Raw genomic sequence first — 24295 nt, forward strand, 5'->3', positions numbered from 1 at the left:
TTCACTCCTTGCGTTCGATGACGGCGGCCCGGAAGTACGCGCCCTGGCCCAGGGCGACGAGCACTCCGCGCCCTCCCGCCGGGAGGCGGCCCGTACGGTCGAGGTGTTCCAGCCCGAGCAGGCCGTCGATCCCGAAGACATGGCCGTACTCGGGCAGCAGGTCCAGCGCGATCCGCTCGCGCGGGAAGCCGGTGGTCCGCGCGAAGCCCCGCCAGAACATGGCGTTGTTGTGGTGCGGCAGGATCCAGTCGATGTCGGTGAGCGTGAGTCCGGCCGCCGCCACCGCGTCGCCCACCACCCGCACGGCGCCCGCCTCCGTGGCCGGGCCGAAGAGGCGGCGTTCCCCGGCTTCCAGGGCCATGTTTCGGTGGAAGCGGGTGTCCTTGGCGTGGGCGCCGCCCAGGTAGGCGTAGCGGTCCGTGCCCCGGTGGACGACGACGGCCGCCGCACCGTCCCCGGCGACGGTGACGCTGGGGATGATCCGTACCGCGTCGGACACCGAGCCCTGGTCGCCGCCGAGCACGAGGACGCGCTCACCGGCCGTGCCGGGGCCGCGCAGCCAGCGGGACGCCAGGTCGATGCCGTGCAGCACCGAGGTGCAGGCGGTCTGGGTGATCCCGAGTACGGGCACCCCCGGTGCGCCCAGCCGGTCGCCGAGCCGCCGGGCGAACCCGGGCCGGTAGGCCATGCTCTGGGTCAGCACGGTGTGGCCGTACAGGACCAGGTCGGGCCGGTGGCCGCCCAGCGCCTGCGTACCGGCGTCGGCGAGAAGGTCCTCAAGGGTCTCGTCCCCGGCCAGCACGCGGGTGTCGCGCAGCCCGTAGATGCGCTGGAACATCCGCTGTTCGGCGTCGGAGCGGCCGGCCCTGGTCAGGATGGCGGAGACCGGCTCCCGGGTGCGCGGCAGCCGTACGGCCACCGGTGAGATCGCGGTCGTCACCGGCCCGGTCCCTCCTCGGCGCCGAACCCGGCCGCGTACAGGCGGCCGGACACGGGGTCCGTGTCGGCGAGCAGCAGCGGTCCCGGGTGGTCCCAGAGCCGCGAGGCGGCGCGCCACAGGCCGGTGCACGGCAGGAGCGGGGGTACGAGGTGCACCTCGCCCGGCCCCGTCCACGCCGAACCGGCCGAGGCGGCCAGTTCGGGCCCGAGGAAGAGGTGGTCGGCGGGGAAGGAGCGTGCCGCGTCGGCCAGCGCGGCCGGCAGGTCCCGGGCCCCGGTGTCCCGCAGGAAGCGCAGCGGACGCCCTCCCGTCGCGGTGGTGTGCAGCAGGACGACGGAGTCCGTCCCGGCGACGGCGCCGGGGCGCAGCCCGGTGAGCGGGCCGGTCCGCTGGTCGAAGGCCAGGCAGGCACCGCCGTCCAGCGCGCCTTCCTCGTGCGTGGCGGCGAGGATCCGGAGGGCGGTGAACGGCGCCCCGGCCCCCTGCCCGGACACGGAGAACACGTCGGGGTCCCCGGCGCACAGGTCGGCGACGGAGCATCCGGCGAGTTCGCGGATCGCGGGGTCGGGCAGTGCGTAGGCGAGCACCACCCGGTTCAGCGGCGGCAGGGGCTCGGCCAGGTCGCCGAGGAGTTCGGCGGTCATCCGTGCGTAGGTGTTCTCGTTGGACCGGTTGTCCGCGAGTGCCTCGGCGCCGGAGTCGCCGGCCGCGCCCAGCAGGTCGCTCAGGTACCTGTGCTCGACTGCGTCGAGGGTGCCGCGCCGTTCGGCGAAGAACCGCCCGGAGGGGCGCCGTACCGTGAGGGCCGGCCCCCGGCCCGGCGGGCGGAGCGCGGTGGAGGATGAGGGCACGGGTCAGCTCGCCGCACCGGCGGCCGACATGGACAGCACGTAGTCGGTGATGCTGCCGACGGTGGCGAACACCTCCGGCTCCAGTTCCTCCGGGTCGATCTCCAGGCCCATGGTGTCCTCCATGACCATCAGCATCTCGATGACGCTGGTGGAGTCCAGTGCGAGGTCCTCGAACAGCCGTGTCTCCTCGGTGAGTTCGGGGATCTCCTTGTCCAGGACTTCGGCAAGGGTGGCCCGGAGCTGGGCGATGGTCTGGGTGCGGTCCATGGGTCGGGCTCCTCGTGGCGCGATGACGTGGGTCGGGCTTCGGGTGCGGGTGCGGTCGGTACCTGCACGGCCTAGGGCCGGTACTTGGCGAGCAGGTCGTCGGTGGTGTCGCGGTCCCTGATGAGACGCGCCTGCCCCTGCGTCACGAGCACCTCGGCCGGGTAGCCGTGGCTCAGGAAGAGCACCGGCGAGGCGGACGGCCCGTAGGCCCCCGACCGCCGTACCCCGAGCAGGTCGCCGGGCCGCAGGGCGGGCAGCGCCACCTTCTTGCCGATGGTGTCGTTGGGGGTGCACAGGGGTCCGGTGACCGTCCAGCGGGCGGCGGGCATCGCCTCGGGCGCGGCGTCCCCGTCCCCGTCGCCCCCGTCCCCGTCTCCGCCGGCGAGCAGGTCGATCGGGAAGTTGCGCTTGACGAAGGAGCCGATTCCGACGGCCGCCATGTGGTGGTGCGTTCCGCCGTCGGTGACGGCGAACCGCTCCCCCATGGACTCCTTGGTGTACCGGACGCCCACCAGGTAGGTCCCGGCGTCCGCGGTGAGGTAGCGGCCCGACTCCATGATCAGCCGGGTGCCGGGGTGCGCGGCGCGGAAGGTGTCGAGCAACGGGTTCAACCCGGCCTGGAGGGATTTGAGATCGAGCTCCTCCTCGCCGTCGAAGTAGGGGACCCCGAGGCCGCCGCCCACGTCCACCACGTCCAGGCGGATACCGAGGGCCGCGCTGACGCGTTCGCTCAGGTCGAGGATGTAGGCGGTGTTGCCCACCACCACGTCCGCGTCCAGGATCCGGGTGCCCAGGTAGGCCTGGACGCCGGCGATGTGCACGTGTTCGTGCCGCTCGACCAGGTCACCGGCGGCGAGCACGGCCGCCTCGTCGATACCGAACTGCCGGGGCTTGCCCCCCATGGTCAGCCGTGAACCGGACACGGAGTAGGCGGGGTTGACCCGCAGCATCACCCGTTGGCGTACGCCGCGTTCGGCAGCCAGCCGGTCGATGGCGGCCAGTTCCTGGAAGGACTCGCAGACGATGGCGTAGAGCCCGTTGTCGATGCAGGCGGCCAGCTCCCGCTCGCTCTTGCCGGGGCCCAGGAAGAGGATGTCCTCGGGCGCGGTGCCCGCCGCGAGTACGGTGGTGAGCTCGGCCAGCGAGGAGACCTCGGCCCGCGCCCCGTGCGCGTGCAGGATGGCGTAGACGGCCGGGTTGGGGTTGGACTTCAGCGAGAAGAAGATCTCCAGGTCCCGGTGGAGCGCCGCACGCAGACCGGTGATCTGCCGGGCCAGCGCGTCGCCGTCGTACACATAGGCGGGGGTCCCGAACCGCTGGGCCAGGTCACGCCAGTCGAAGTCGTCCATCATGCCTTCCGCGTCATCTCTGCGAGCCGTTCTTCCGCCGCGACCTGGATGTCCCGCGCCCCTGCGGCGCTGTCGGCCACGGCGATGCCGTACAGCCGGCCCTGGCCTCGGCGCCCTTGGTCGACGGCGGCGTTGAGGGTGGAGAAGTTGTTGACCAGCAGCCCGGTCCGGGACCGCTCGTCGTACAGCAGGCCGTCCAGCGCCTCGCGCACCTCGTCGAACGAGTGCCGGCGCACGGGCTTGAGGTCGATCACCCCGGCCAGGGCGTGCTGCCCCGGCCCGACGAACCTCTCGGCGAACCGGTTCTGGTAAGTCGCCATGTTGAAGCGGGCGTTGATCTCCAGGCAGGGGTGGAGCCGCCCGTCGGTGCCCATCAGCGCGTCGACGCCGACCAGCCCGAAGTAGCCCTCGGCATGGAGCCGGGCCCCGATCACCTCGGCGCTCTCCCGCAGCCGGTCCTCGGCTCCGCCGGGCAGTTCGGGCGGGAAGGCGTGGCCTCGGTGCACCCCGTTCTCGGTGAGGGCCCGCTTGACCGTCTCGAAGCCCACCGTGCCGTCCCGGGCCACGATGAACTGGTAGTTGAGGTCGTAGGCCTTGTCGATCCACTCCTCCACCACCAGCCGCACCGGCGCGTCCGGGCCGCGCCGGCCCATCATCCGCACCAGCCGCGCCGCACGCTCGGGCGAGTCGAGGACGACCATGCCGCGCCCGGAGACGCCCATGGACTCCTTGACCACGACGCGGGAGGAGCGCGCCAGGTGCAGGTCCAGGGCGCGGGCGAGCTCGTCCACCGTGCGGCAGGCGGTGCCGGGGATGGTCTCCAGGCCGTTGCGCTCGGTGAGTTCGCGGCTGAAGATCTTGCCGTTGACCCGCTTGCACACCTCGGCCGACGGCCCGGCCAGCGGGAGCCCGGTGGCCTGGGACAGCCGCTCCTCGCGCTCGGAGATCCCCAGCGGCGCGAGGAAGGTTCGGCCGTCGTCGAGGGCCTTCAGCGTGGCCAGCAGGTCCGGCGATTCGAGCGCGTCCTCGGTGACCGAGTGCTCGGGGTCGTTGCCGTCCACCATCAGCAGGGCGCCGTGCACGGCGTCCAGGCCCTCGAGGTAGCCCAGGTAGTCCGGGTCGACGCGTTCCTTGAGGACCACGGCGTCCTGCCGGTCGGCGAGGAGTACGCCGACCTCCTCCATGCGGTTCACGGTCACCGCCGAGAAGGACAGTCCGCTGCCGGGGAGTTTGGGTTCGTCCGCGCCCCAGACCCGCTCGACCTCGAAGTTGCTGAGATAGACGAAGCTCGCGCCGGAGTCCCCGGTGACCGCTTCCTTGAGCCGTTCACTGAACGTCATGTGCCCGCTACCTCGCCCACGCTCGTCCCCACTTCCTCGCCCACGCGAATGACAGCCGCCGAAAACGTCGCTCCCAGCCCTGCGGAGACCAGGAGAGCCAGATCGCCCGTGCGGAGCAGGCCCGCGGTCAGAGCGCTGGAGAGATTGATGAAGGGGTCGGCACAGAAGCAGTGCCCCAGCTCGGAGACGTTGTCCGTGAACACCCGCTCGACGGGCACGCCCAGGGACCGGCCGAACTGCTGGAGGAACAGCCGGTTGACGTTGTGCGGGAGGATCAGCGCGAGCTTCTCGGGGCTGGTCCCGGCCGCCTCGGCCGCCTCCCTCGCGACCTCCGCGATCGTGGGGATGTAGGCCCGCTCGTAACGCCGTCGCGTCTCGTCCGTCATGCCGAACACGTCGTGGAACCCTCTGAGCACCCGGTACGCCACCGACAGCACCTCGTGTCCGGGCCCTTCCCCGCCGACGAGCCAGCCGGCCGCCGCCTCACCGAGCAGGGTGAGTCCGGCGTTCCGCTGCACCAGCGGGGAGAGGATCTTCTCGCCGCCCAGGAGCAGCGCCGTGTCCGAGGGCCGCTCCGCCCTCAGGAGCGAGGCGGCGATACGGAGCGTGTACAGCCCGGCCGCGCAGTTCTGGTGCGAGAGCGCGAAGCTCCGGGCGTGCTCGAGGCCGAGACCGCCGCGCAGCCGGGCCAGCAGAACGGCCGAGTCGGGCACCGCGTGCTGCATCGTGTGGGCGTGGATCAGGTAGCGCACCCCGGCCCGGTCGGCGCCGGCCAGGGCCGACTCACCGGTGGCCGTCAGCATGTCCAGGACCGAGTGCTCCGGGGCCACGGCGATCCGCCGCATCCCGAGGAACCGCTCGTAGAGCTGGACCTGGGCATCCGTCAGTTCCAGCGGAGCCTGCAACTCGGCGACGCTCATGCGGCTTCGGGGCACGAAGGGTGCCACACGTCTGACGTACAGCACTCCTGCCTCCCCCGCTCGTCCCGCCCGTCCACCGGCGCCTCCGGATGCCCCGGCCCGACAAGACTGCGAGCATCCACCGGTGCCGTCCAGGCAACTGGGCGGCAACTGCGCGGCGCCCAGTTGCCGGTCGATCTGCCTGTCGGCGCCGTTGCGCGCGTGCTGTCCTGAGGCCCGCACGGCGCTCCGCGTGCGCGCCCCGGTGAGGAGAAGAGGAACCTTGCTCGACGTCTACGCCACCTGCCCGCCCTCGTCCCGGGCCCGGCCGGAGGAGTTCCGCCGCGATCTCGCCCGCTCGGCAAGCTGGACGGACGACGCCGGCCTGCGGGGGCTGCTGATCTTCACCGACCACGATGTCGTGGACCCGTGGGCGGCCGCCCAGATGCTGATCCAGCGGAGCGAACGCCTGGTGCCCCTGGTCGCGGCGCAGCCCCCGTACATGCACCCCTACAGCGTGGCCCGCATGGTCAGTTCGATGGCGTTCCTGTACGGGCGGCAGGTCGACCTCAACCTGATCACCGGGGGCAGCCCCTACCGCATGCGCACGATCGGCGACGCCCTGGAGCACGACGCCCGCTACGAGCGGCTGATCGAGTACGGCGAGGTGATCGGCCGGCTGCTCACCTCGCCGGAACCGGTGAGTTACGAGGGCGAGTACTACCGGGTCCGCAGGCTCGGCCTGTTCCCGCCCGCCGACCAGGCGCTGCTCCCCCGGATGTTCGTGGCCGGCTCGTCCGACGCCTGCCTGGACGCGGAGCGGCGGCTGGGCGTGGTCCGGCTGCGGTATCCGCGCGCCCTCCAGGAGTACGAGCCCGGCTCGGCGGAGCTGCGCGGCGGCGGCCTGCGCATCGGCATCATCGCCCGCGACGACCGCGAGGAGGCCTGGCGCACGGCGCACGACCGGTTCCCCGACGACCCCGACGGCGAGCGGCAGTACCGGATCGCGAACCGGTTCTCGGACTCCGTGTGGATGGACCGGCTGTCCGAGGACGCGGCGGCCCCGGCGGTGGAGCATTCCCCGTACTGGATGCACCCCCTGCGCACGTACAAGGAGTACTGCCCCTATCTGGTGGGCTCCTACGAGGAGGTGGGCGCGTATCTCGCCCGCTACCTGGCCATGGGCGTCTCCACGGTCATCCTGAACGTCCCCCACGAGGAGGCCGATCTCCACCACGCGGCGCTCGCCCTGCGCCACGCCGAGAAGCTGGCGCCCGAGTCGGTGGTGGCCCCGTGACGGACGACGCGGCGTGGGACGCGATCGTCGTGGGCTCGGGGATGGGCGGCCTCGTGTGCGCCGCCTATCTCGCGGCGGGCGGGCAGCGGGTGCTCGTGGTCGAGCAGCACGACGTGGCGGGCGGCAACAGCCATGTGTTCCGGCGCCGGCGGGCGTACGAGTTCGATGTGGGCGTGCACTACCTGGGCGACTGCGGTCCGGGGGGCATCCTGCCGTCGGTGTTCGGCGGTCTCGGGCTCGGCGAGCGGGTCTCCTTCCTGGAGATGGACCAGGACGGCTTCGACGAGATCGTCTTCCCGGGCGTGTCCATGCACGTGCCCGCCGGCTGGCCGCAGTACCGGCGCCGCCTGAAGGAGACGCTGCCCGGGGACGCGGCGGGCTTCGACCTCTTCGCCGACGTGTGCGCCTCGCTGGGGGCGGAGTCGTACGCGATGTCGCTGTCCGACCGTGATCTGACGGCCGCCGAGCAGATACGGCGGGCTCCCACGACGTTCGCCTGGGGGCGCCGCACGCTGAGCGCGCTGTTCGACCACTGCGGGCTGTCGCAGGCCGCCAGGACGCTGCTCGCGGCGCAGTCCCTCAACTACGGGATGAGTCCGTCCCAGGTGACGGTCGCCATGCACGCGAACATCACCGACCACTACATGCGCGGGGCGTACTACCCCCGGGGCGGCGGGCAGATGCTGGCCGCCGGCCTGGTCGAGGTGCTCGAAGCGCACGGCGGCCGGCTCCTGACCCGGAGCACGGTGGAGCGCATCCTCGTCGACGGGGGCAGGGCCGCCGGCGTGGCCCTCACGGACGGACGGCACTTCACCGCACCGCTCGTCGTCTCGAACGCCGACTACCGCAGGACCGTCCTGGACCTGGTGGGCGACGCCCACCTCCCGGGCCCCCTGGTCAAGAGGGCCCGGGAGGCGACGATGGCCCTGCCCCTGGCCTGCCTCTACGTCGCGCTCGACCGGCCGCTGCCGGAGCGGCGCAACGCCAATGTGTGGTGGTACGCGGACGACGACATCGACGCCTCGTACCGCCGGGTGGCCGAGGGGGACATCGACCCCGTGCCCCTGCTGTTCATGTCGTTCGCCTCGCAGCGCGACCCGGGCTCCCCGAACGTGAGCCCGCCCGGACACAGCAACTTCCAGGTGATGACGCTGTGTCCGCCCGGATACGGGCACTGGGGGCTGGACGCCGGCCCCGCCGACGGCGAGCGCTACCGCCGCAACGACACCTACCGGAAGACCAAGGACAGGCTCACCGAGGCGATGCTGACCGCGGCCGAGGGCGTCGTCGGCCCCTTCCGGAAGGACGTGGTCCACCTGGAGGCAGCCTCCCCCCTCACCCAGGAGCGCTACACCCGCTCCACCGGCGGAACCCCGTACGGCCTGGCCTCGTGGGGCCGCGCCGGCGGCCGTCCCGACACCCGCACCCCCATCGAGGGCCTCCACGTCGTCGGCGCCAGCACCCGCTACGGAACGGGCGTGACCGGCGCCGCCCTGAGCGGCATCATCTGCGCCGGCCAGATCCTGGGGCGGCGCCTCCTGCCCGAGATCCACGCCGGCCAGATCCTGGGCGACCCGGACCTCCTGCCCGGCCGGGGCACCGACTGGGACGCCCTGGCCGCCTCCCGAGGCGCCGCCCGCCGAACGGGACGGGGGCCGGCCCGCATCGGACGGGGGCCGGCCCGCATCGGCTGACGCGGCCGGCGCGGCGCACCTCCGCCGGCAGATCCGCCGGGCCGGGCGGCCGGTTGACATGATGCGGATGATGGCGCGGTGACGAGCATCGGTGACCACCACGTGAAGGTCCACTTCCGAATGGACATGGACGAGGACGGCTGGCCGCCGTCGAGCGTCGAGAGCCTGTGGTCCGTGGACCTAGGCGACGGCACGGTGCGGCTGGACAATACCCCGTGGTTCGTCCGCGGCGTCGTCTGCGGGGACATCATCCGGGTTGAAATCGACGATGAAGGCATCCGCTGGGCTGGAAAGACGGTCCGGGCTTCGGAGAACTGCACCATCCGGCTGATCGTGCTCAAGGGCGACGGATCAGCCGCTGCCCGGCAGAGCGTGCTGAGGGCCTTCCACAAGCTCGGCACGACGGGAGAGGGAATCGAGAGATTCCGGATGGTCGCACTGGATGTCCCGCCGGAGGCGGACCTGCCGCGAATCCGCAAGCTCTTGGAACGCGGCGAGGTAAAGAGGTGGTGGCACTGGGAAGAAGGGTGTGTCACCACCGCTTGGAGGTCCACGGCCATGGACTGAGCCACTGTGTGTGCGGCGGGAGGGCCACCGGGATCTCTGTCAGTGCCGCCGTGGATGATCGGGCGCATGACACATGGTTCCCGGGACGGCCTGCGCTCCCCCGCCTCGCAGAAGCGGCTCGACCTGCTCCGCCCTGGCATGCGTCCCGACGTAGCCGGACCGAAGCTCTGTCCGCCGCTGACCGCCCGGTCGGAGGCGGAGCCGGCCGCGGCCGAACCCCGGCAGTGCGGCTGATGGCCGCCGCACCTCCCGCCTGGGGAGTCCAGTACGTGCTGAGCCTGCCGAGCGAGGACGCCGCCCGCGCCGCCGCGGCAGAGCTGTCCGGCATGGGGCACCGGCTGACGGCGGTACGCGCCCACGACCACTTCCGGTTCATCCCGTCGAGCTTCTGGTACGGCAAGCCGTCCATGGACCCGGAGCTGGAGCGCTGGTGGCAGGTCTTCTCCCTGGCCGTCCACAGCGGCCACGCGCGCATGGCTCTCGAACCGTTTCTCCGGAGCGAACGGATCCGGGTGGCCCAGGTGGCCCGTGTCCACGGCGGTTTTCAGCAGGGAGGCAGCGAGGGGCACGCCGAGACGCTCGAAGGCGTCTTCGCACGGGACGGTCTGGTCCATGAGCGGCCCGGTGCCGAGGTCGCCGTTCCGTGCCCCCTTCCCGAAGACCCCGCGCGGCCCCCGGCCGGTCCTCCGTGGCAGCGCAGCGCGGCCGGTGAGCCCGCAGCGGTGGTCCGGGCCGTGGTGGCGGTCGCGGAGCGCGTGTACGGCAGCGCGCAGGAAGCGCCGGATGCCGTGGGGTGGCTGCTGGACGCTGAATTCGCCTTCGGCGAGCCGTATGAGACGGCGGGCCAGTTTCTCGGCGATCTGGTGGATTCCGTGGCCCACCAAGGCACCTGCACCGACACCACGGTCGAGGCCGTCCCGTTCCTCACGGAGCTGATCCGCGACGACGGTGTCGCGCCCGGCTGCCGGCTGGTTCTGCTCTGCGACCTGTTGCGGCTCGCCGCTTCGGGGCCCGCGGCAGCGGTCTCCCTGGCCGATCGCACCGCCGCACTCGGTGGTGTCCGGGAGGAGCCCGCGGCCGACTGCCTTACACGGCGGGCCATCGGCAGCGCGCTGCCGGTGTTGATGTCCCGCTGGGAGACCGAAAGCGATGCCACCCGATTCGCTCTCGCCGCACTCACGGCGCTCTGCGACGCTCATGACCAGCGCGTACTCCCAGGGCTGGCCGCCCTCCCCGCTCCGGCAGGCAGCTCCCGTGCCGATGTCGTGTCGCTCGCGGCGGTGCTGCTCTCAGACGACCGAAAGGGCTTGGCACCCGCACTGGAACGGCTCGCCTCCTGGCTGCCCGGCCTCGCGGAGAAGGCCGCGTCCCCGAATGCGGACCTTCGCAGCCTGGCACTGGCTGTCCTTGCGGACCTCGTCCTCGAAGACGTACTGCCGAACACCTCAGCCCTGTGAACGACGAAGATCCCGCCCGATCTTGCGATCGGACGGGATCTCGTGTGTGCGGTGGGGTGTTCACGAGTGTTTCTGACCAGGCGCGACGGAAGCAGTTGAAGATCGCTTCCCAGTTGACCGGAGATCGTTTCCCGCTGATGGGGCGACCGCTCGATATGGAGTGGAGTCGGGGCTGCCACGCAAGGCAGAGTGGGACGGTGAGTGAACTGAAGGCACATACCCTGACGTGGGCAGATGTAGATCCGGCTCGGCATCTGTTCGAGATGGACGACGATGCGGCGGAGAAATTGGCAAGCCTCGTCGCGCCCTTGCTGCCCAGCGCTGAAGTCGCTCGCGAGGATCGCTGGCGTTCGGTGGATCCCGTCACCGAGTTCCTGGCAGGTCGTTACGGCAAACTTCCGGTCCCGGCCAACCGAAGGACGGCCTTGCCGACTGGCTGCTCATCCGGCCGGAGGTCTCCTGGCCGCCTTGGTGCGGCGCGCGCCTCGTCTCGGAGGCACCGGCCCGCGACGGCTTCCGGAATTCCTTCATGGCAACGCGAGGCGGACGTGACAGCGGGGGAACCGCACGGTTCCTGACCGCTCTCGACGTGGCCTTCGCCGACGCTGAGCAGGATAGGCCGCTGGCCTTCGCCCTCATGGCGAACTGGCAGCGGACTGTGCTGGGCCACGACCTGGTCGGCTTCCGCACGATGCCGGCCTTCGCGAAGGGCGGACGGGAGCGCTACGGTCTTGCACCCGATACGCAGGCGCTGTTCGAGCGCTGTCTGTCCGATCACTATCAACCTGATCTGCCCCTCCCGTCACGTGCTGCCCGGACCTACCTCGACATCCTCTTCTTCCATCCGTTCGAGGACGGCAACGCCCGCGCGGCCATGCTGGCGTTGGCCTTCATCCTGGCCCGCGAAGGCATCCTCCTCGACCAGGTTCACCCACTGCAGACCACCCGCTGGGCGGACGACGCAGAAGGCGCGGCCGATCTGGCGGTGCTCCTCGGAATCCTGATCACCGCTGCGCAGCGACGTCCGTCTCACGGGAGGCAGTCATGAACGAACGTGACGTCCTGCCCAACGGGCTCGCGCAGGGGCTGCGCCCGATGTCCCAGGGCATCGAGGGGCTCGACAGACTCGGCCAGGAAGAGCAGGCAGTGCTGATTCCACGAGGCCGGATCGACGAACGCGGAGAGGGCTTTGGGCTCTGATCGCGGTGCTCGCGATTGCCGACGCGCGAAGCCGTGAGCACTTCTGCTCCGACGGCTGCAGTCACTGGTGGCGCCATCCGTCTGCTGCTGACTGACTGCTCACAGCCTGCTTCCTTTCTCACGCCTCACCGCGACGAGCTCATGGCCATACTCTGTCGAACCGCGAAGGAGACGGATGAGGCCCTCACCCGGCGTAGGCATTCACTCTGGCCTTTCCAGCACTCTCGTTCACTTCACGGGACGCCCACGAAGCATCGACGACCGTCCACCAGCTCATGGGAATGTGACTGCCGAGGATCGGCTGGTGGGCGTCCTCCGTGAGGGGAAGATCCGCGGGAGTGTGCCGTACAGACCCGCGGGCCACTCCCGGGCGCTGAACATCCCCCGTGGTCGGCGTGGTTGCGGTACTTCGCTGCTGTACGGCAACGACGGCTAGCGAGGTCATGATGAAGCTTGCGGTCCACCTGCCGGGGTACGAGCGCTCCATGGCGCTGTGGGGGAAACGCATAGGCATATCGGTGGCATACGGGGCGCTCGTCGGGGTGGTGTCACGCCTCTGGGAAGACACCTGGTCCGACAGTCTCACGTTCGGAATCAGCATGGCCGTGCTGATGCTGGGTGTCGCCTTGGCGATGGACATCCGAAAGCGCGCGGGCAAGGACTGACTTGTTGTTCTGCAAGTGAATCGCCGGTTCTTCGACCTGCGGTCATGTAATCGATCAACGCTGTGACCTGCGGTCAAGCCGTCATCGGTGGTTGGCGTTGGGCAATCATGAGCACCCTTTCACGGCCCGGAGACTGCCCAGAGAGGGTGCTTCTTGCGTATCCGCTCCGCCATCACCACCCACCTCATCCCAGCTCCCATCCCGTCCGCCTTCGACCCACACTCCGCGAGGTGGTCACCCAGCTTGTGCACGCCGGGCAGTGGCGGCCGGGCGACGCGGACATTCTCGTCGTCATGGACACCGGCTACGACGTCACCCGTCTCGCCTACGTCCTGGCCGATCTGCTCGTCGAGCTGGTCGGCCGGCTCCGCTCGGACCGGGTCATGCTCCGCGATGCCGGACCGCGTCGCTCCACCCCGCAAGCACGGTGGCCGTCCTCACCTTCTCCAAGCCGGACTCCCGGCACACTCCCGACCAGGCCACTACATGCGACACCACCCGCTACGGCACGGCCGAAGCCCTCGCCTTCGAGCCCGGCGAGATCTCCTGGGGCCTGGCCTGCGGCGTCGCCTCCGACGGCCATTGGCACGGTTGGTTCAACGTGCGGATACAGGCCAAAGCACTCTGAGCTGCCCCGCAGATTGCATCCAGACCAACCGGCTGCAACCGTCTCCGGAGCCACGCCTGGATGGTGGCATGCCGCCGCTGAACGCAACGCCAACTGATGCGTAGGCAATATCGCCACGATGAGCGGCGTCCAAGGCGGCGGAGCGATCCTCGAATCGCAAGGCTGGCGCTTCAACCGCGCTGCACCAGCGCTGTCGTCGCCGCAACTTCGCGTGCGTGCGGGTGACCCGCGACTCCCTGGTCGCGGTCCTGAATGTCGACCCCACGACCGTCCACCTGGCCCCGGGCTTCACCCTGGACCTGCGCGGCGTCGGCCATCTCGGCACCGGCGACCTGGAGATACGGATCGCCTCGGCGGACGAGCTGAACAGAGCTGAGGTCGCGGCGAGCTTCGCCGCAGCTGCCTGATCACGAAGGCGGACCGGACACCCGTTGTCCGGCCCGCCTTCGTATAGGACATGTGGGCTACCGCGGGGCTGGGGTCAGCGCCGCGGGCTGGGGAGCGCGCCACCGGACACGGCGGCCGGGGGCCCGGGAGGGCCGAGCACGACAAGCTCAGTGGCACGGCAACACCTCGGGCGCGACTCGCCTCGTTAGGGCGTGTCCTGGATGGGTTTTGACCTGGTATCAGTGATCATGCACGGGCGGTGGGGCGTCGTCTAGCTCGGCCCGGCTTAGCTTCCGACCATGGCGATGACCAGTTTGCCGCCCTTCGGGCGCTGTTCGCGCTCCAGCTCCGTCAGGGCGCGAATCGCCTCGGCCAACGGGACCGTACGGGCGATGGGCAGGCGCAGGGTCCGGGCCACCTCCTCCAGGTCTGCGGCCACCGGCCGGCCCGTCATCGCCCGGAACGGGCCGGGCAGTGCGCTTCTGATCATTTTGGCCGGGGTCGGGACGATGTCGACGATGGTTCCGCCGGGCTTCAGCAGCGTTCGGGCCGCGGCGAAGGGAAGCATGCCGGGCGTGTCGAGGACGAGATCGAACCGTTCCGCGAGGGCGGCCGGGTCGAAGCCGAAACCCACGACCGGTTCGACGCCGAGCTCGCGGGCCTCGTCGGCCGCAGGGTTGCGGCAGCTGCCGGCGACCGAGGCTCCCCGCGCCCGGGCGAACTGGGCGGCGGCCCGGCCCACCCCGCCCAAGCACCCGTTGACGAAGACCGCCTGCCCGGGCCGGATTTCCGCCGTGGCCTGGTAGGCGGTCACACCCACGGTCGGCAGGGCGGCGGCCTGCTCGTACGAAAGGTCCACCGGTTTGAGCACGACCGCCTTCTCCAGGGCCGTCACCATCTCGGCGAACGCCCCGGCCTGCCGGAACCGAGCCCGGCCGAGTACCGCGTCGCCGGCCTTCAGGCGGGTGACGCCAGCGCCGACCGCCTGGACGACTCCGGCGAAGTCGTGCCCCATCGCCCGGGGAAAGGAGCGGCCGGTCATCAGCTTCATCCCGCCGTTGCGCATCTTCCAGTCCAGCGCGTTGGAAGCCGCCGCTCGGACGCGGACGAGAACCTCATCCGGACCCGGGCGTGGTGGCTCGAACTCAGCGAGCCGCATCACCTCCGGGCCGCCGTAGCGGTCGTATTGAAGGCGCTTCACGAGGCGTATTCGTTCGAGATCTCGGTGGCGTAGTTCTTCCAGAGCGGTTGCATGGTCTCGGCGTTGACCGGCTGCCCGGAATCGATCATGGCCTTGAAGTCGCGGAAGTACTGCACATACAGGTCCGGCGTGAAGGTGTTCAGCATGACCGCGTTCTCGTCGCCGACGTTGGCGAACGTGTGCGGCGCCCCGGTCGGCACGATGACCCAGGTGCCCGGCCCGGCGTCGTACTGGTCCTCGCCGACGGTGAACCGGAAAGTTCCCGCCAGCACGTAGAAGCCCTCGTCATGCTGGGCGTGACGATGCTGCAACGGGCTCGGGGTGCCCGGCGGAATGGTGACCTCGGCGAACCCCAGCCGGTGGTCGGTGTGCTCGCCGTTCTCCAGGATGCGGATCTGCTGCGCCCCGCTGCCGAGGATCTCGCCCTCACCGGGGCGGACGATGTTTACCTTCGCCACGACTTCTCCTACTGCTGTTGCCTGCCTTGGTCACCACCATCCTTGTCCGGGCCGACTGTGCGCGTCTTGGTCGTCTGTGCACGGTTGCTGGTTACCAGTGCGCGGGCGTTGTAGCCGTACGTCGCCTTGAAGAGCTTGCTGAAATGGGTGGGATCGGAGAATCCCCACCGGGCGGCCACGGCGGTGACCGTACGTCCGCTTCCGGTCAGCTCGGCCCGGCAGCGCTCCAGGCGGCGACGGCGGATCAGGGCCGCGACGGTGAGCGGCTGGTCCTCGAACAGCTTGTGCAGCCGGCGTACGGATATGTTGTGGGTGGCGGCGATGCCGGGCGGGGACAGATCGGGATCGGCCAGCCGGGTCTCGATGTAGCCGGCGATCCGGTTCCGCAGCCACTCGTCCGGGGCCGGTTGTTCATCGCCGAGCCGGGCCTCCAGCGCGACCGCGATCAGCTCGACGACGGCCGCCGCCGACCGCAGCGCCTCCGCCTCGCGGAACTCGGTCGCCGACCGCGCCGACGCCCGGGCCAGCACGGAGACGAGAGCGCCCGGGCCGCGGCTGCCGTCGATGCGTACGCCGATGAGCCGGTCGATCTGCGCGGGCCGGATCCGAAGCTCCCGGCGCGGAACCAGGATGGTGACGTGCGCCGCGGCGGTGCTCTCGAACCGGAGCGTACGCGTGGGATCGAGCAGTACCAGGTCGGTCGGCCCGAGTTCGGCGTCGCCGCGCCCTTGCTCGATCCGCGTCCGGCCCCGGGTCATCACCTTGACCGCCAGGTTCTCGCCGTCGGAGGCATCGCGTTCCCGCCCGATGCAGGCGCTCTCGGGCGTAACGAGGGAGACCAGCCGCAGCGGCCCGAGGTCACGGGTGGCGATCCGGCCCCGGAAGCTGGCCCCGGCCAGCTTGTTGACCAGCGGCGGAAACCCGCTGGCGGCCAGCTCGTCCTGGAACGTCTCAAGGTTGCCGGTCACCGGTCAATGATAAGGGCGACACTTCTGCTCGGGCACGGTGTTCGGCGGGGGTTACAACGGCGCCGGCCCGCATCTCTCCCGGGTGCTACACCGGCCGCAGCGTCGTCGAGCGCTGCTTCAACCGACCGTGGGGCAACCGCTTGGTCCAACCGAGTAAAGGCACTCGCGTTTGACTCTCCAGCTCATGGGATGTCGGGCCCGGCTCCAGTGGGCTGGGGAACCCACGGGAATAGTGCAAGGAAGGAACTGGGCTTGATCCGCTTTGGCGGACATTCGAGATCAGGGGTTCAGCCCCGGGAGGATGTCCATCATGGAGAGCATGGGGAAGAAGAAGCCTCGCCGCCCTCGACGTTCGTTCACGCCGGAGTTCAAGGCCGAGATTGTCGGGCTCTGCCGACGAGGCGACCGCTCGGCCGGACAGGTCGCCAAGGACTTCGAGCTCACCGAGACCGCAGTGCGGGACTGGGTGAAGCAGGCCGAGGTCGACACGGGCGAACGCAACGGGCTGACCAGCAGCGAGCGCGAGGAACTGGCCGCGCTACGGCGGGAGAACCGCCGTCCGCGTGAGGATGTCGACGTCCTCAAGCGGGCCACAGCTTTCTTCGCGAAGGAGACCCGGTGACGGTGCACCCGTTCATCGAGGCGGAGAAGCAGGCAGGTCACAGCGTCAAACGGGCGTGTGAGCTGATGAAGGTCTCCAGGACCGCCTTCTATGCCCGTCGCTCCGGTCCGCCCGGCCCCCGTGCGGTGCGGGATGCCGAGCTGACCGTGCAGATCACAGAAGTCACACGAAATCGCGTGGGACCTACGGGGCTCCGCGCGTGCATGCCGCGCTCAACCGCGAAGGCGCCGGGTGCGGCCGCCGTCGTGTCGCGCGACTGATGCGGGCCGCCGGCCTGCAGGGCCGACACCGCCGCCGACGGCAGGTGACCACGACTCCCGATCCCGGGGCTGCCTTGCGTCCCGACCTCATCGTCCGGGACTTCCAGCCCGACAGCACCGGGCTCGATACCCGCTGGTGCGGCGACATCACCTATGTCCCGACCGAGGAGGGCTGGCTCTATCTGGCCACGGTCATCGACATCGCCTCCCGGCGCGTGGTCGGCTGGGCAACCGCTGATCACCTGCGGACCGAGCTAGTGGCCGACGCGCTGACAGCCGCCTGCCGACAACGTCGCCCCGCCCGTCCCGTGATCTTCCATTCGGACCGCGGCTGCCAATACACCAGCCACCAATTCGCCGCTCTAGCAGCCGACTTCGGAATACGGCTGTCGGTCGGCCGTACCGGACAGTGCTGGGACAACGCGCTCGCAGAGTCGTTCTTCTTGACCATCAAACGCGAACTCCTCGGCACGTCCGCCTGGCCCAGCCGGGCCGCCGCCCGCACCGCGATCTTCGACTTCATCGAGGGCTGGTACAACTTGCACCGACTTCACAGCAGCCTCGGCTACCTCAGCCCCGCCGAGTACGAGACCGCACTCGCAGCCTGACCACCACACCAAAGGTGTCCGTCAAAGCGGAACAAGCTCAGTCGCCCAGACCCTCCTCCTGGCGGTCATGCTCACCGTCGCCAACCTGACCGTTCTGGAAACCTGGCTCACCGAGCGCACCGGCCCGGACGAACTCACCGACGCCGACTTCGACGCCACCGGCCCCCTGCCCCCGCTCGGCACCCCGCGCATCGCGCTGCCGGAAGCAGATAACGGGCGCCACCCGCCTCCGCGCTCCCGCTGAACCTGGCTCCGTACGACAACTCCAGCCCACCCTCGCACGCCGAACTCCCCGATCGGCGTGCGCCGCCATGCCCGCACCACACCCACAGGCCACAAGGCACATGCCAGCTCGACATAACCTGCGCACCCAGACCTCCCGACGAGCCCCAGAAACGACGAAATCCCGCCCGATCAATGTGATCGGACGGGACTCGTGAACCGCTTACGAGCTAACTCGTGAACGGCCCTGCGGTGCGGTGGACCTGTGGGGATTTGAACCCCAGACCCCCTCGATGCGAACGAGGTGCGCTACCAGACTGCGCCACAGGCCCTTGCAACGAGTGAAACTTTAGCACCCTCAACGGGGTGCTCGGAAATCGGTTAGGTGCTGGTCAGCCGAGTCGGCGTCCCGGCGCGGGGCGGAGGCCTCACTCGTTGGCCGCACGCGGGCGGTCGTCCTCGTCGTACTGGTCGAAGAGGGGGGTCCGGCCCCGGTCGCGGGAGCGGCGGGACTGGTTGGTGCGCTGGCGCGGGGCGGGGTCCACGGGGGGTGCCGGGGGCTGGGTGGGTTCGGCGGTGCTGGAGCGGGCCGCGCTCCAGGTCTCCGGGTTGCCGACCTCGACGCCGCCCGAGGCGCGCGGGGCGACCGGGGCGGTGACGTAGGTCGGCAGCGGGACCGGGACCGGCTCCCAGCTGTCGCCCTGGACCCGGCCGCGTTCGCGCTGCTGGTCCACCCACTCCGCGTGGTCCGTCTGCTCGACCAGGGCGCGGCGGCCGGCCTCCTGCGGGGAGACCGTGGGGGTGGGCTCGGGGGCGGGGTGGCGCGCTTCGGGGTCCTCGTCGGACTCCGCGGGGGCCGTCGCGGCGGGCTGGTGCCGGCGCGTGCGGTTCTCGCGCAGGTGCTGCGCCGCCACCTCGGCCCGTCGCCGGTCCATGGTGAAGGCGAACCTGCGCCGCTCCTGGGCGCGCAGATGCACGATGTACGTGCTCAGCAGCACCGCGGGAACCGCGGGGGCCCAGAGGAAGCCGAGGCCGCCGACCGCCGCGACGACCGCGCCGAGCGTGAAGGCGAGGAAGAGGACGACGGTGGTACGCCGACGGCGTGCGAGAACCTGTGTGCGCTGCGCGCGCCGGGCTCGTTCGGCGTCGATCCCGCCGGGGCGCGGGCGAGCGCGCCGGGCGGGTGCGGGGTCGGTGGGAGATGCCGGGCGTTCCCGGGCCGGGCGCTGCTTCGGTGCACGCTCCGGCGTACGGGCCGGGTCGTGGACCCGGGCCTCGGTGTGCGCCGGAGGCGCGGAGAAGTTCCGGACGTCGACGGAATCCATTCGATCCGTGCTCACGTCCGGTTCGGCGCCGGGCGCCGCCTCATCGTCGGTGCGCTCCTGCAGCCCCTTGGCATACCGGCGCTCCATTGCCGCCCGTCCGGACAGCAGCCGGATGGCGGTGCTGAAGCGTTCCGTCGGACGGGCTTCGTTGAGCTCGTCCTGCCTGCGGAGCCACATCGGCACCAAGTAGGCGGCCCAGGCCCCGACGATGACTGCGTAGATGAGGCCGCTGCTGCTCACATCTCACACCGTAGAGGGGTTTGCCTGGAGGCATCCGCCAATTGGCGCGGTGTGTCGCGCGATCCTGCTGATATCACGGACTTTTTTTGTGATTGTTCGGATCAACAGTCGGCGTTTGCTCGTCCGTTAGCAGTCAAACGGCGATCAATTTCGAACATATATTTCATTTAGTGCGATGTTCAGGGTGCTCCGGCCTGGCCCGCCGCCACCTCCGGAGCAGCCCGTCGGGCACCTCCTCGGCCGTGAGCGCGTAGATCAGGTGGTCGCGCCAGGCGCCGTCGATGTGGAGATAGCGGGGCCGGATCCCTTCCTCACGGAATCCGAGTTTCGCCACCACCCGACGGCTGGGCGCGTTCTCCGGGCGAATACACACCTCGATCCGGTGCAGTCCGACCGCGCGGAAACAGTGGTCGACGGCGAGTGCGACCGCGGTCGGCATCACCCCTCGGCCGGCCACGTCCTGGTCGACCCAGTAGCCGACATGGCCCGAGCACATCGAGCCCCAGGTGATCCCGGCGACGGTCAGCTGGCCGACCAGCCGGCCCCGGTACTCGATGGCGAACGGCAGCATCCGGCCGGCGTTGGCCTCGGAGCGCAGATGGCGGATCATCTGCCGGTACGTGGGGCGCTGGGCCACCGGACCGCCGGGGGCGGGCGGCGGCACGGTCGCTTCCCAGGGCCGCAGCCAGTCCCGGTTGCGCCGGTTGGCCTCGCGCCACATGGTCTGGTCGCGCAGCTTTATCGGCCGGAGGGTGACGTCGCCGTCCACCAGGGTCACCGGCCAGGTCGGGACGTTCAGCTCGGGCTCCCGGGTCGGGGGTGATCGCCGCCGCGGAGCTGGTCGACGGCGTGCACCAGGAGTCGGGTCAGGACCGCGAGCCCGTCGCGCACCCCGCCGGTGGAGCCGGGCAGATTGACGACGAGCGTGCGGCCGGCCACGCCCGCCAGACCGCGTGAGAGCGCGGCCGTGGGCACCTTGTCCCGGCCCTCGGCCCGGATCGCCTCGGGGATGCCGGGGACCTCGTGGTCCAGGACCCGGCGGGTCGCCTCGGGGGTGCGGTCGGTGGGCGAGATGCCCGTGCCGCCGGTGGTCACGATGACGTCATACGCGGCGGCCACCCCGTCCCGCAGCGCCTGTTCGACGGGATCGCCGTCGGGGACGACCTGCGGACCGTCCACGGTGAAGCCGAGCCCGGTCAGCGCCTCGGCGATCAGCGGGCCGCCCTTGTCGGCGTAGACCCCGGCGGCGGCCCGGTTGGACGCGGTCACCACGAGGGCGCGGTAGCCGGCGGAGGACTCGGGGGCGCTCACGCGTCCGCTCCGGCGGGTGCGGTGCGGACGTACTCGCCGGACTTGCCGCCCGACTTCGTCTCGACCCGGATGTCGGTGATGACCGCGGCCTTGTCGACCGCCTTGATCATGTCGACGACGGTGAGCGCGGCGACCGACACCGCGGTCAGGGCCTCCATCTCCACGCCCGTGCGGTCCGTGGTCTTCACGGTCGCGAGGATCTCCACCGCGTCGTCGGCCACGCTCAGGTCGACCTTGACGCCGGAGACGGCGAGCGGGTGACAGAGGGGGATCAGGTCGGGGGTGCGCTTGGCCCCCATGATCCCGGCGATGCGCGCGGTGGCGAGGGCGTCGCCCTTGGGGACCCCTTCGCCCCGGAGCAGTTCGATGACGCGCGGCGAGACGAGGACCCGGCCGCTGGCCCGGGCGACGCGCGCGGTGACGTCCTTCTCGGAGACGTCGACCATGCGGGCGGCGCCCGCCTCGTCGATATGCGTCAGCCTGTTCTGCGTACTCAACTAACTCCGCCTAGCGGTAGGGCGCCGGATGCCCCTGAGCCGCACCGGGGTGCGGGCCCGGGGTCCGGGGGGTGTCCCCCGGAAGGCACAGCGGCAGATACCGTACCGCCACCCGGCGCCGCTCAGCGGATCAGGATCACCTCGACGTCCGCGTCGGGCTCCGCCGAGGTGACGTCCTCGGGCAGCACGATCAGCGCGTCCGCCTGGGCGAGAGCCGCGATCAGATGCGATCCGGAACCGCCCACGGGCGTGACGGTGCCCGCCTCGGCGTCGTACGTCCCGCGCAGGAACTGCCGCCTGCCGTCGGGCGAGGACAACGCCTTGTCGCAGACCAGGGTGGCCCTGGCGGTGGGGCGGTGCACGTCCGGCAGGCCCATCAGGGTCCGGATCGCGGGCCGTACGAACAGCTCGAACGAGACGTAGCTGGAGACCGGGTTGCCCGGCAGGGCCAGCAGCGGGGTGTGCTCCGGGCCGATGGAGCCGAAGCCCTGCGGCTTGCCCGGCTGCATGGCCAGCTTGCGGAAGTCGATGCCGCTGCCCGGCTCGTCCTCGTCGCCCACCGAGGACAGGGCCTCCTTGACCACGTCGTACGCGCCGACGCTGACGCCACCGGTGGTGACGACGATGTCCGCGCGGATCAGCTGGTCCTCGATCGTGGCGCGCAGCGTCTCCGCGTCATCGGTGACGGCGCCGACCCGGTAGGCGATCGCTCCGGCGTCGCGCGCGGCGGCGGTCAGCGCGAAGCTGTTCGAGTCGTAGATCTGGCCGCCGGTCAGCTCCTCGCCGGGCTGGACCAGTTCGCTGCCGGTCGAGATGACGACGACGCGCGGCCGGGGCCGCACCTTCACCGTCGAGCGGCCGATCGCCGCGAGCAGGCCGATCTGCGGCGGTCCGACCACCGAGCCGGCGCGCAGGGCCAGATCGCCCGGCCTGACGTCGCTGCCCCGGTCCCTGACGTGGGCACGGGCCTCGGCCGGGCGGTGGACGCGGACCTCGCCGCGCGCGCCCTCCGGGGCGTCGCTGTGGGAGCGCATCGAGGCGGCGGGGCCCTCGCCCGTGCCGCCGTCGGTCCATTCGACCGGGACCACGGCCTCCGCGCCGGCCGGCAGCGGGGCGCCGGTCATGATGCGGGCTGCCTCGCCGGGCCCCACCCGCTGGTCGCCGAGTAGTCCGGCATCGCCCGCCGCGACGTCACCGATGACGGTGAGGACCGCGGGGAACTCCTCGGTAGCGCCCTCCACATCGGAGACGCGGACCGCGTAGCCGTCCATCGAGCTGTTGTCGAAGGGCGGCAGGGCGATCTCCACCACGACGTCCTCGACCAGGACGCAGCCCTGTGCGTCGGGCAGTTGCAGCTCGATGGGTTCGAGCGGCTTCACGGCGGCGAGGATGTCTTGCAGGTGCTCGTCCACCGACCAGATCGTGCTGCTCAAGGTCTTACATCTCCTCGGTGACGTAACTGCGGAGCCAGGTCCGGAACTCCGGGCCCAGGTCTTCACGTTCGCACGCGAGTCTGACAATGGCACGGAGGTAGTCGCTCCGGTCACCGGTGTCATAGCGGCGGCCCTTGAAGACGACCCCGTGCACCGGGCCGCCGGTCTTCTCGTCCTCGGCCAGCAGCTGCAGGGCGTCGGTCAGCTGGATCTCGTCACCGCGGCCGGGCTCGGTCCGGCGCAGTATGCCGAAGACCGCGGGGTCCAGGACGTAGCGGCCGATGATGGCGAGGTTGCTGGGCGCGTCGGCCGGTTCCGGCTTCTCGACCAGGCCGGTGATCCGCATCACATCGCCCTCGGCGGTGGGCTCGACGGCCGCGCAGCCGTACTGGTGGATCAGCTCGGTGGCGACCTCCATGAGCGCGATGACACTGCCGCCCTCGCGCTCCTGGATCTCCACCATGCGGGCCAGCAGCGGGTCGCGCGGGTCGATCAGGTCGTCGCCGAGGAGCACCGCGAAGGGCTCGTCGCCCACGTGGGGCTCCGCGCACAGGACGGCGTGGCCCAGGCCGCGCGGGTCGCCCTGGCGGACGTAGTGCATCGTCGCCAGGTCGCTCGACTCCTGCACCCTGCGCAGCCGTTCGGCATCGCCCTTGCGGGTGAGCGCCGACTCCAGCTCGTAATTGCGGTCGAAGTGGTCCTCCAGGGGACGCTTGTTGCGACCGGTGATCATCAGTACGTCGGAGAGACCGGCGGCCACCGCCTCTTCGACGACGTACTGGATGGCAGGCTTGTCGACGACAGGCAGCATCTCTTTGGGAGTGGCTTTGGTGGCCGGCAGGAAGCGGGTACCGAGGCCCGCCGCCGGAATGACAGCCTTGCTGATCCTGGGGTTCGACTGAGTCATGCGCAGAACCTTAACCGGCGCACATGGGCGGAAGATGAGCCTCCGGTTAACTTTGTACTCATATATGCCAGTACGAGAGATCTGTAGGTGCCCCGTTGAACACCGACATGTCCGCAAAGGCACTACTGCGGCGCGAACTGCTCGCCGCACGGCGCCTCCTGACCGATGAGGACGTCGAACGGGCCGCCGCGGTTCTCGCCCGTCACGCGCTCGCGCTCCCCGAGCTCTCCGGGGCCCGTACCGTCGCCGCGTACGTCTCGGTGGGGCGTGAACCGGGCACCCGCGCTCTGCTGGACGCCCTGCGCGCGCGGGGCGTCCGGGTGCTGCTGCCGGTGCTCCTGCCGGACAACGACCTGGACTGGGCGCCGTACGAGGGCCCCGGGCGCCTCGGGAAGGCCGGCCGAGGGCTGCTGGAGCCGGGCGGCGAGCGGCTCGGCCCCGACGCCGTCCTGGACGCCGGAGCGGTGCTGCTGCCGGGCCTGGCGGTGGACGGGCGCGGGATGCGGCTCGGCCGGGGCGGCGGCAGCTACGACCGGGTACTGGCCCGGCTCTCGGCGGCCGGGGCGCATCCCGCCCTGGTCGTCCTGCTGTACGACGACGAGGTGGTCGCGCGGGTCCCGGAGGAACCGCACGACCACCCCGTGGACGCGGTCGTGACACCGGCGGGACCGCGGCGCTTCGGCGGCGGCTGAAGCGCGGCGG

The 24295-nt window shown here is 70.9% G+C and carries 31 protein-coding genes, 1 tRNA gene and 1 pseudogene; 17 read left to right on the forward strand and 16 right to left on the reverse strand.

Going from position 1 to position 24295, the window contains the following annotated elements; genetic code table 11:
* Position 1: 1 nt before the first annotated feature.
* From ACGFU6_RS19160 to ACGFU6_RS19185, 6 genes are all read right to left on the reverse strand, one after another.
* Positions 2-940 (reverse strand): 3-oxoacyl-[acyl-carrier-protein] synthase III C-terminal domain-containing protein, encoded by a 939-nt coding sequence (locus ACGFU6_RS19160; protein ID WP_393612195.1) that lies wholly within the window; start codon positions 938-940, stop codon positions 2-4.
* Complete coding sequence (locus ACGFU6_RS19165) at positions 937-1791, reverse strand: hypothetical protein (protein WP_393612196.1); 855 nt, start codon at positions 1789-1791, stop codon at positions 937-939. The genes ACGFU6_RS19160 and ACGFU6_RS19165 overlap by 4 nt, the downstream gene beginning before the upstream one ends.
* 3 nt (positions 1792-1794) lie before the next feature.
* Complete coding sequence (locus tag ACGFU6_RS19170) at positions 1795-2058, reverse strand: acyl carrier protein (RefSeq protein ID WP_393612197.1); 264 nt, start codon at positions 2056-2058, stop codon at positions 1795-1797.
* 71 nt (positions 2059-2129) lie between these two features.
* Positions 2130-3407 (reverse strand): alanine racemase, encoded by a 1278-nt coding sequence (locus tag ACGFU6_RS19175; RefSeq protein WP_393612199.1) that lies wholly within the window; start codon positions 3405-3407, stop codon positions 2130-2132.
* Positions 3407-4747 carry an ATP-grasp domain-containing protein gene (locus ACGFU6_RS19180; RefSeq protein ID WP_393612201.1) on the reverse strand — a complete coding sequence of 447 codons (1341 nt, stop codon included), beginning with the start codon at positions 4745-4747 and terminating at the stop codon, positions 3407-3409. Before ACGFU6_RS19180 ends, ACGFU6_RS19175 begins: the two co-directional genes overlap by 1 nt.
* A complete protein-coding gene (locus tag ACGFU6_RS19185) occupies positions 4744-5667 on the reverse strand; it encodes a 3-oxoacyl-[acyl-carrier-protein] synthase III C-terminal domain-containing protein (protein WP_393612203.1) in 924 nt (307 codons plus the stop codon). Before ACGFU6_RS19185 ends, ACGFU6_RS19180 begins: the two co-directional genes overlap by 4 nt.
* Positions 5668-5929: 262 nt before the next feature.
* Here ACGFU6_RS19185 and ACGFU6_RS19190 point away from each other — a divergent pair, with 262 nt between their 5' ends.
* From ACGFU6_RS19190 to ACGFU6_RS19245, 12 genes and pseudogenes are all read left to right on the forward strand, one after another.
* Positions 5930-6943, forward strand: coding sequence for an LLM class flavin-dependent oxidoreductase (locus ACGFU6_RS19190; protein WP_393612205.1), 1014 nt, complete (start codon positions 5930-5932; stop codon positions 6941-6943).
* The gene (locus tag ACGFU6_RS19195; RefSeq protein WP_393612207.1) at positions 6940-8637 is read left to right on the forward strand and encodes a phytoene desaturase family protein; all 1698 of its coding nucleotides are present in this window, start codon (positions 6940-6942) and stop codon (positions 8635-8637) included. The genes ACGFU6_RS19190 and ACGFU6_RS19195 overlap by 4 nt, the downstream gene beginning before the upstream one ends.
* Before the next feature lie 78 nt (positions 8638-8715).
* Entirely contained in the window at positions 8716-9204 is a 489-nt protein-coding gene (locus ACGFU6_RS19200) for a DUF4265 domain-containing protein (protein WP_393612208.1), read from the forward strand.
* Between the two features lie 66 nt (positions 9205-9270).
* Complete coding sequence (locus ACGFU6_RS19205) at positions 9271-9438, forward strand: hypothetical protein (protein WP_393612209.1); 168 nt, start codon at positions 9271-9273, stop codon at positions 9436-9438.
* Positions 9438-10661, forward strand: a complete 1224-nt coding sequence (locus ACGFU6_RS19210; RefSeq protein WP_393612211.1) for a hypothetical protein — start codon at positions 9438-9440, stop codon at positions 10659-10661. Before ACGFU6_RS19205 ends, ACGFU6_RS19210 begins: the two co-directional genes overlap by 1 nt.
* Before the next feature lie 589 nt (positions 10662-11250).
* Positions 11251-11709, forward strand: coding sequence for a Fic family protein (locus ACGFU6_RS19215; RefSeq protein WP_393612213.1), 459 nt, complete (start codon positions 11251-11253; stop codon positions 11707-11709).
* A complete protein-coding gene (locus tag ACGFU6_RS19220) occupies positions 11706-11861 on the forward strand; it encodes a hypothetical protein (RefSeq protein ID WP_393612215.1) in 156 nt (51 codons plus the stop codon). The genes ACGFU6_RS19215 and ACGFU6_RS19220 overlap by 4 nt, the downstream gene beginning before the upstream one ends.
* Positions 11862-11866: 5 nt before the next feature.
* Positions 11867-11956 (forward strand): hypothetical protein, encoded by a 90-nt coding sequence (locus ACGFU6_RS19225; RefSeq protein WP_393612217.1) that lies wholly within the window; start codon positions 11867-11869, stop codon positions 11954-11956.
* A 348-nt stretch (positions 11957-12304) separates the two neighbouring features.
* Positions 12305-12526, forward strand: coding sequence for a hypothetical protein (locus ACGFU6_RS19230; RefSeq protein WP_393612218.1), 222 nt, complete (start codon positions 12305-12307; stop codon positions 12524-12526).
* Between the two features lie 107 nt (positions 12527-12633).
* Positions 12634-12942 (forward strand): annotated as a pseudogene (locus tag ACGFU6_RS19235) (transposase); the annotation flags it as partial.
* 11 nt (positions 12943-12953) lie between these two features.
* Positions 12954-13154 carry a hypothetical protein gene (locus ACGFU6_RS19240; protein WP_393612291.1) on the forward strand — a complete coding sequence of 67 codons (201 nt, stop codon included), beginning with the start codon at positions 12954-12956 and terminating at the stop codon, positions 13152-13154.
* A 221-nt stretch (positions 13155-13375) separates the two neighbouring features.
* Positions 13376-13561 (forward strand): hypothetical protein, encoded by a 186-nt coding sequence (locus ACGFU6_RS19245; protein WP_393612219.1) that lies wholly within the window; start codon positions 13376-13378, stop codon positions 13559-13561.
* A gap of 266 nt (positions 13562-13827) precedes the next feature.
* Here ACGFU6_RS19245 and ACGFU6_RS19250 read toward each other — a convergent pair whose 3' ends face one another.
* The 3 genes from ACGFU6_RS19250 to ACGFU6_RS19260 are packed head-to-tail and all read right to left on the reverse strand — an operon-like array spanning position 13828 to position 16168.
* Positions 13828-14742, reverse strand: coding sequence for an NADP-dependent oxidoreductase (locus ACGFU6_RS19250; RefSeq protein ID WP_393612221.1), 915 nt, complete (start codon positions 14740-14742; stop codon positions 13828-13830).
* Positions 14739-15200: a cupin domain-containing protein gene (locus ACGFU6_RS19255; RefSeq protein WP_024494953.1), complete on the reverse strand. Its 462-nt coding sequence runs from the start codon at positions 15198-15200 to the stop codon at positions 14739-14741. Before ACGFU6_RS19255 ends, ACGFU6_RS19250 begins: the two co-directional genes overlap by 4 nt.
* Before the next feature lie 8 nt (positions 15201-15208).
* Positions 15209-16168 carry a helix-turn-helix domain-containing protein gene (locus ACGFU6_RS19260; protein WP_393612223.1) on the reverse strand — a complete coding sequence of 320 codons (960 nt, stop codon included), beginning with the start codon at positions 16166-16168 and terminating at the stop codon, positions 15209-15211.
* 310 nt (positions 16169-16478) lie between these two features.
* Here ACGFU6_RS19260 and ACGFU6_RS19265 point away from each other — a divergent pair, with 310 nt between their 5' ends.
* The 4 genes from ACGFU6_RS19265 to ACGFU6_RS19280 all read left to right on the forward strand — a co-directional run bounded on the left by ACGFU6_RS19265 (position 16479) and on the right by ACGFU6_RS19280 (position 17902).
* The gene (locus ACGFU6_RS19265) at positions 16479-16790 is read left to right on the forward strand and encodes a transposase (protein ID WP_393612225.1); all 312 of its coding nucleotides are present in this window, start codon (positions 16479-16481) and stop codon (positions 16788-16790) included.
* Complete coding sequence (locus ACGFU6_RS19270) at positions 16787-17050, forward strand: hypothetical protein (RefSeq protein ID WP_393612292.1); 264 nt, start codon at positions 16787-16789, stop codon at positions 17048-17050. The genes ACGFU6_RS19265 and ACGFU6_RS19270 overlap by 4 nt, the downstream gene beginning before the upstream one ends.
* On the forward strand, positions 16990-17658 hold the full coding sequence (locus ACGFU6_RS19275) for an IS3 family transposase (protein ID WP_393612226.1): 669 nt from the start codon (positions 16990-16992) through the stop codon (positions 17656-17658). Before ACGFU6_RS19270 ends, ACGFU6_RS19275 begins: the two co-directional genes overlap by 61 nt.
* 67 nt (positions 17659-17725) lie before the next feature.
* Entirely contained in the window at positions 17726-17902 is a 177-nt protein-coding gene (locus tag ACGFU6_RS19280) for a hypothetical protein (RefSeq protein WP_393612227.1), read from the forward strand.
* Between the two features lie 236 nt (positions 17903-18138).
* Here the strand turns inward: ACGFU6_RS19280 and ACGFU6_RS19285 are convergent.
* From ACGFU6_RS19285 to galU, 7 genes are all read right to left on the reverse strand, one after another.
* Positions 18139-18212, reverse strand: a tRNA-Ala gene (locus tag ACGFU6_RS19285).
* A 96-nt stretch (positions 18213-18308) separates the two neighbouring features.
* Complete coding sequence (gene glpR / locus ACGFU6_RS19290) at positions 18309-19445, reverse strand: gephyrin-like molybdotransferase receptor GlpR (RefSeq protein WP_393612228.1); 1137 nt, start codon at positions 19443-19445, stop codon at positions 18309-18311.
* A 163-nt stretch (positions 19446-19608) separates the two neighbouring features.
* A complete protein-coding gene (locus tag ACGFU6_RS19295) occupies positions 19609-20223 on the reverse strand; it encodes a GNAT family N-acetyltransferase (protein WP_393612230.1) in 615 nt (204 codons plus the stop codon).
* 17 nt (positions 20224-20240) lie between these two features.
* Positions 20241-20756, reverse strand: coding sequence for a molybdenum cofactor biosynthesis protein B (locus ACGFU6_RS19300; protein ID WP_393612232.1), 516 nt, complete (start codon positions 20754-20756; stop codon positions 20241-20243).
* Positions 20753-21253, reverse strand: a complete 501-nt coding sequence (gene moaC, locus ACGFU6_RS19305; protein WP_393612234.1) for a cyclic pyranopterin monophosphate synthase MoaC — start codon at positions 21251-21253, stop codon at positions 20753-20755. Before moaC ends, ACGFU6_RS19300 begins: the two co-directional genes overlap by 4 nt.
* A 122-nt stretch (positions 21254-21375) precedes the next feature.
* Complete coding sequence (gene glp / locus ACGFU6_RS19310; protein ID WP_393612235.1) at positions 21376-22686, reverse strand: gephyrin-like molybdotransferase Glp; 1311 nt, start codon at positions 22684-22686, stop codon at positions 21376-21378.
* Positions 22687-22690: 4 nt separating this feature from the next.
* Complete coding sequence (gene galU, locus ACGFU6_RS19315) at positions 22691-23593, reverse strand: UTP--glucose-1-phosphate uridylyltransferase GalU (protein ID WP_393612237.1); 903 nt, start codon at positions 23591-23593, stop codon at positions 22691-22693.
* A gap of 107 nt (positions 23594-23700) precedes the next feature.
* On the opposite strand from galU, the gene ACGFU6_RS19320 reads away from it, so the two are divergent.
* Positions 23701-24285: a 5-formyltetrahydrofolate cyclo-ligase gene (locus ACGFU6_RS19320; RefSeq protein ID WP_393612239.1), complete on the forward strand. Its 585-nt coding sequence runs from the start codon at positions 23701-23703 to the stop codon at positions 24283-24285.
* The last annotated feature ends 10 nt before the right edge of the window (positions 24286-24295 follow it).

Source organism: Streptomyces sp. NPDC048462, from assembly GCF_043200175.1.
Lineage (GTDB): Bacteria > Actinomycetota > Actinomycetes > Streptomycetales > Streptomycetaceae > Streptomyces.

Bases quoted from the DNA above. Each gene is read 5' to 3' on its own strand.
- ACGFU6_RS19170 (WP_393612197.1), bottom strand. From the start codon at position 2,058: ATGGACCGCACCCAGACCATCGCCCAGCTCCGGGCCACCCTTGCCGAA.
- ACGFU6_RS19175 (WP_393612199.1), bottom strand. From the start codon at position 3,407: ATGGACGACTTCGACTGGCGTGACCTGGCCCAGCGGTTCGGGACCCCC.
- ACGFU6_RS19180 (WP_393612201.1), bottom strand. From the start codon at position 4,747: ATGACGTTCAGTGAACGGCTCAAGGAAGCGGTCACCGGGGACTCCGGC.
- ACGFU6_RS19185 (WP_393612203.1), bottom strand. From the start codon at position 5,667: ATGAGCGTCGCCGAGTTGCAGGCTCCGCTGGAACTGACGGATGCCCAG.
- ACGFU6_RS19205 (WP_393612209.1), top strand. From the start codon at position 9,271: ATGACACATGGTTCCCGGGACGGCCTGCGCTCCCCCGCCTCGCAGAAG.
- ACGFU6_RS19210 (WP_393612211.1), top strand. From the start codon at position 9,438: ATGGCCGCCGCACCTCCCGCCTGGGGAGTCCAGTACGTGCTGAGCCTG.
- ACGFU6_RS19220 (WP_393612215.1), top strand. From the start codon at position 11,706: ATGAACGAACGTGACGTCCTGCCCAACGGGCTCGCGCAGGGGCTGCGC.
- ACGFU6_RS19230 (WP_393612218.1), top strand. From the start codon at position 12,305: ATGATGAAGCTTGCGGTCCACCTGCCGGGGTACGAGCGCTCCATGGCG.
- ACGFU6_RS19265 (WP_393612225.1), top strand. From the start codon at position 16,479: ATGGAGAGCATGGGGAAGAAGAAGCCTCGCCGCCCTCGACGTTCGTTC.
- ACGFU6_RS19280 (WP_393612227.1), top strand. From the start codon at position 17,726: ATGCTCACCGTCGCCAACCTGACCGTTCTGGAAACCTGGCTCACCGAG.
- galU (WP_393612237.1), bottom strand. From the start codon at position 23,593: ATGACTCAGTCGAACCCCAGGATCAGCAAGGCTGTCATTCCGGCGGCG.
- ACGFU6_RS19320 (WP_393612239.1), top strand. From the start codon at position 23,701: ATGTCCGCAAAGGCACTACTGCGGCGCGAACTGCTCGCCGCACGGCGC.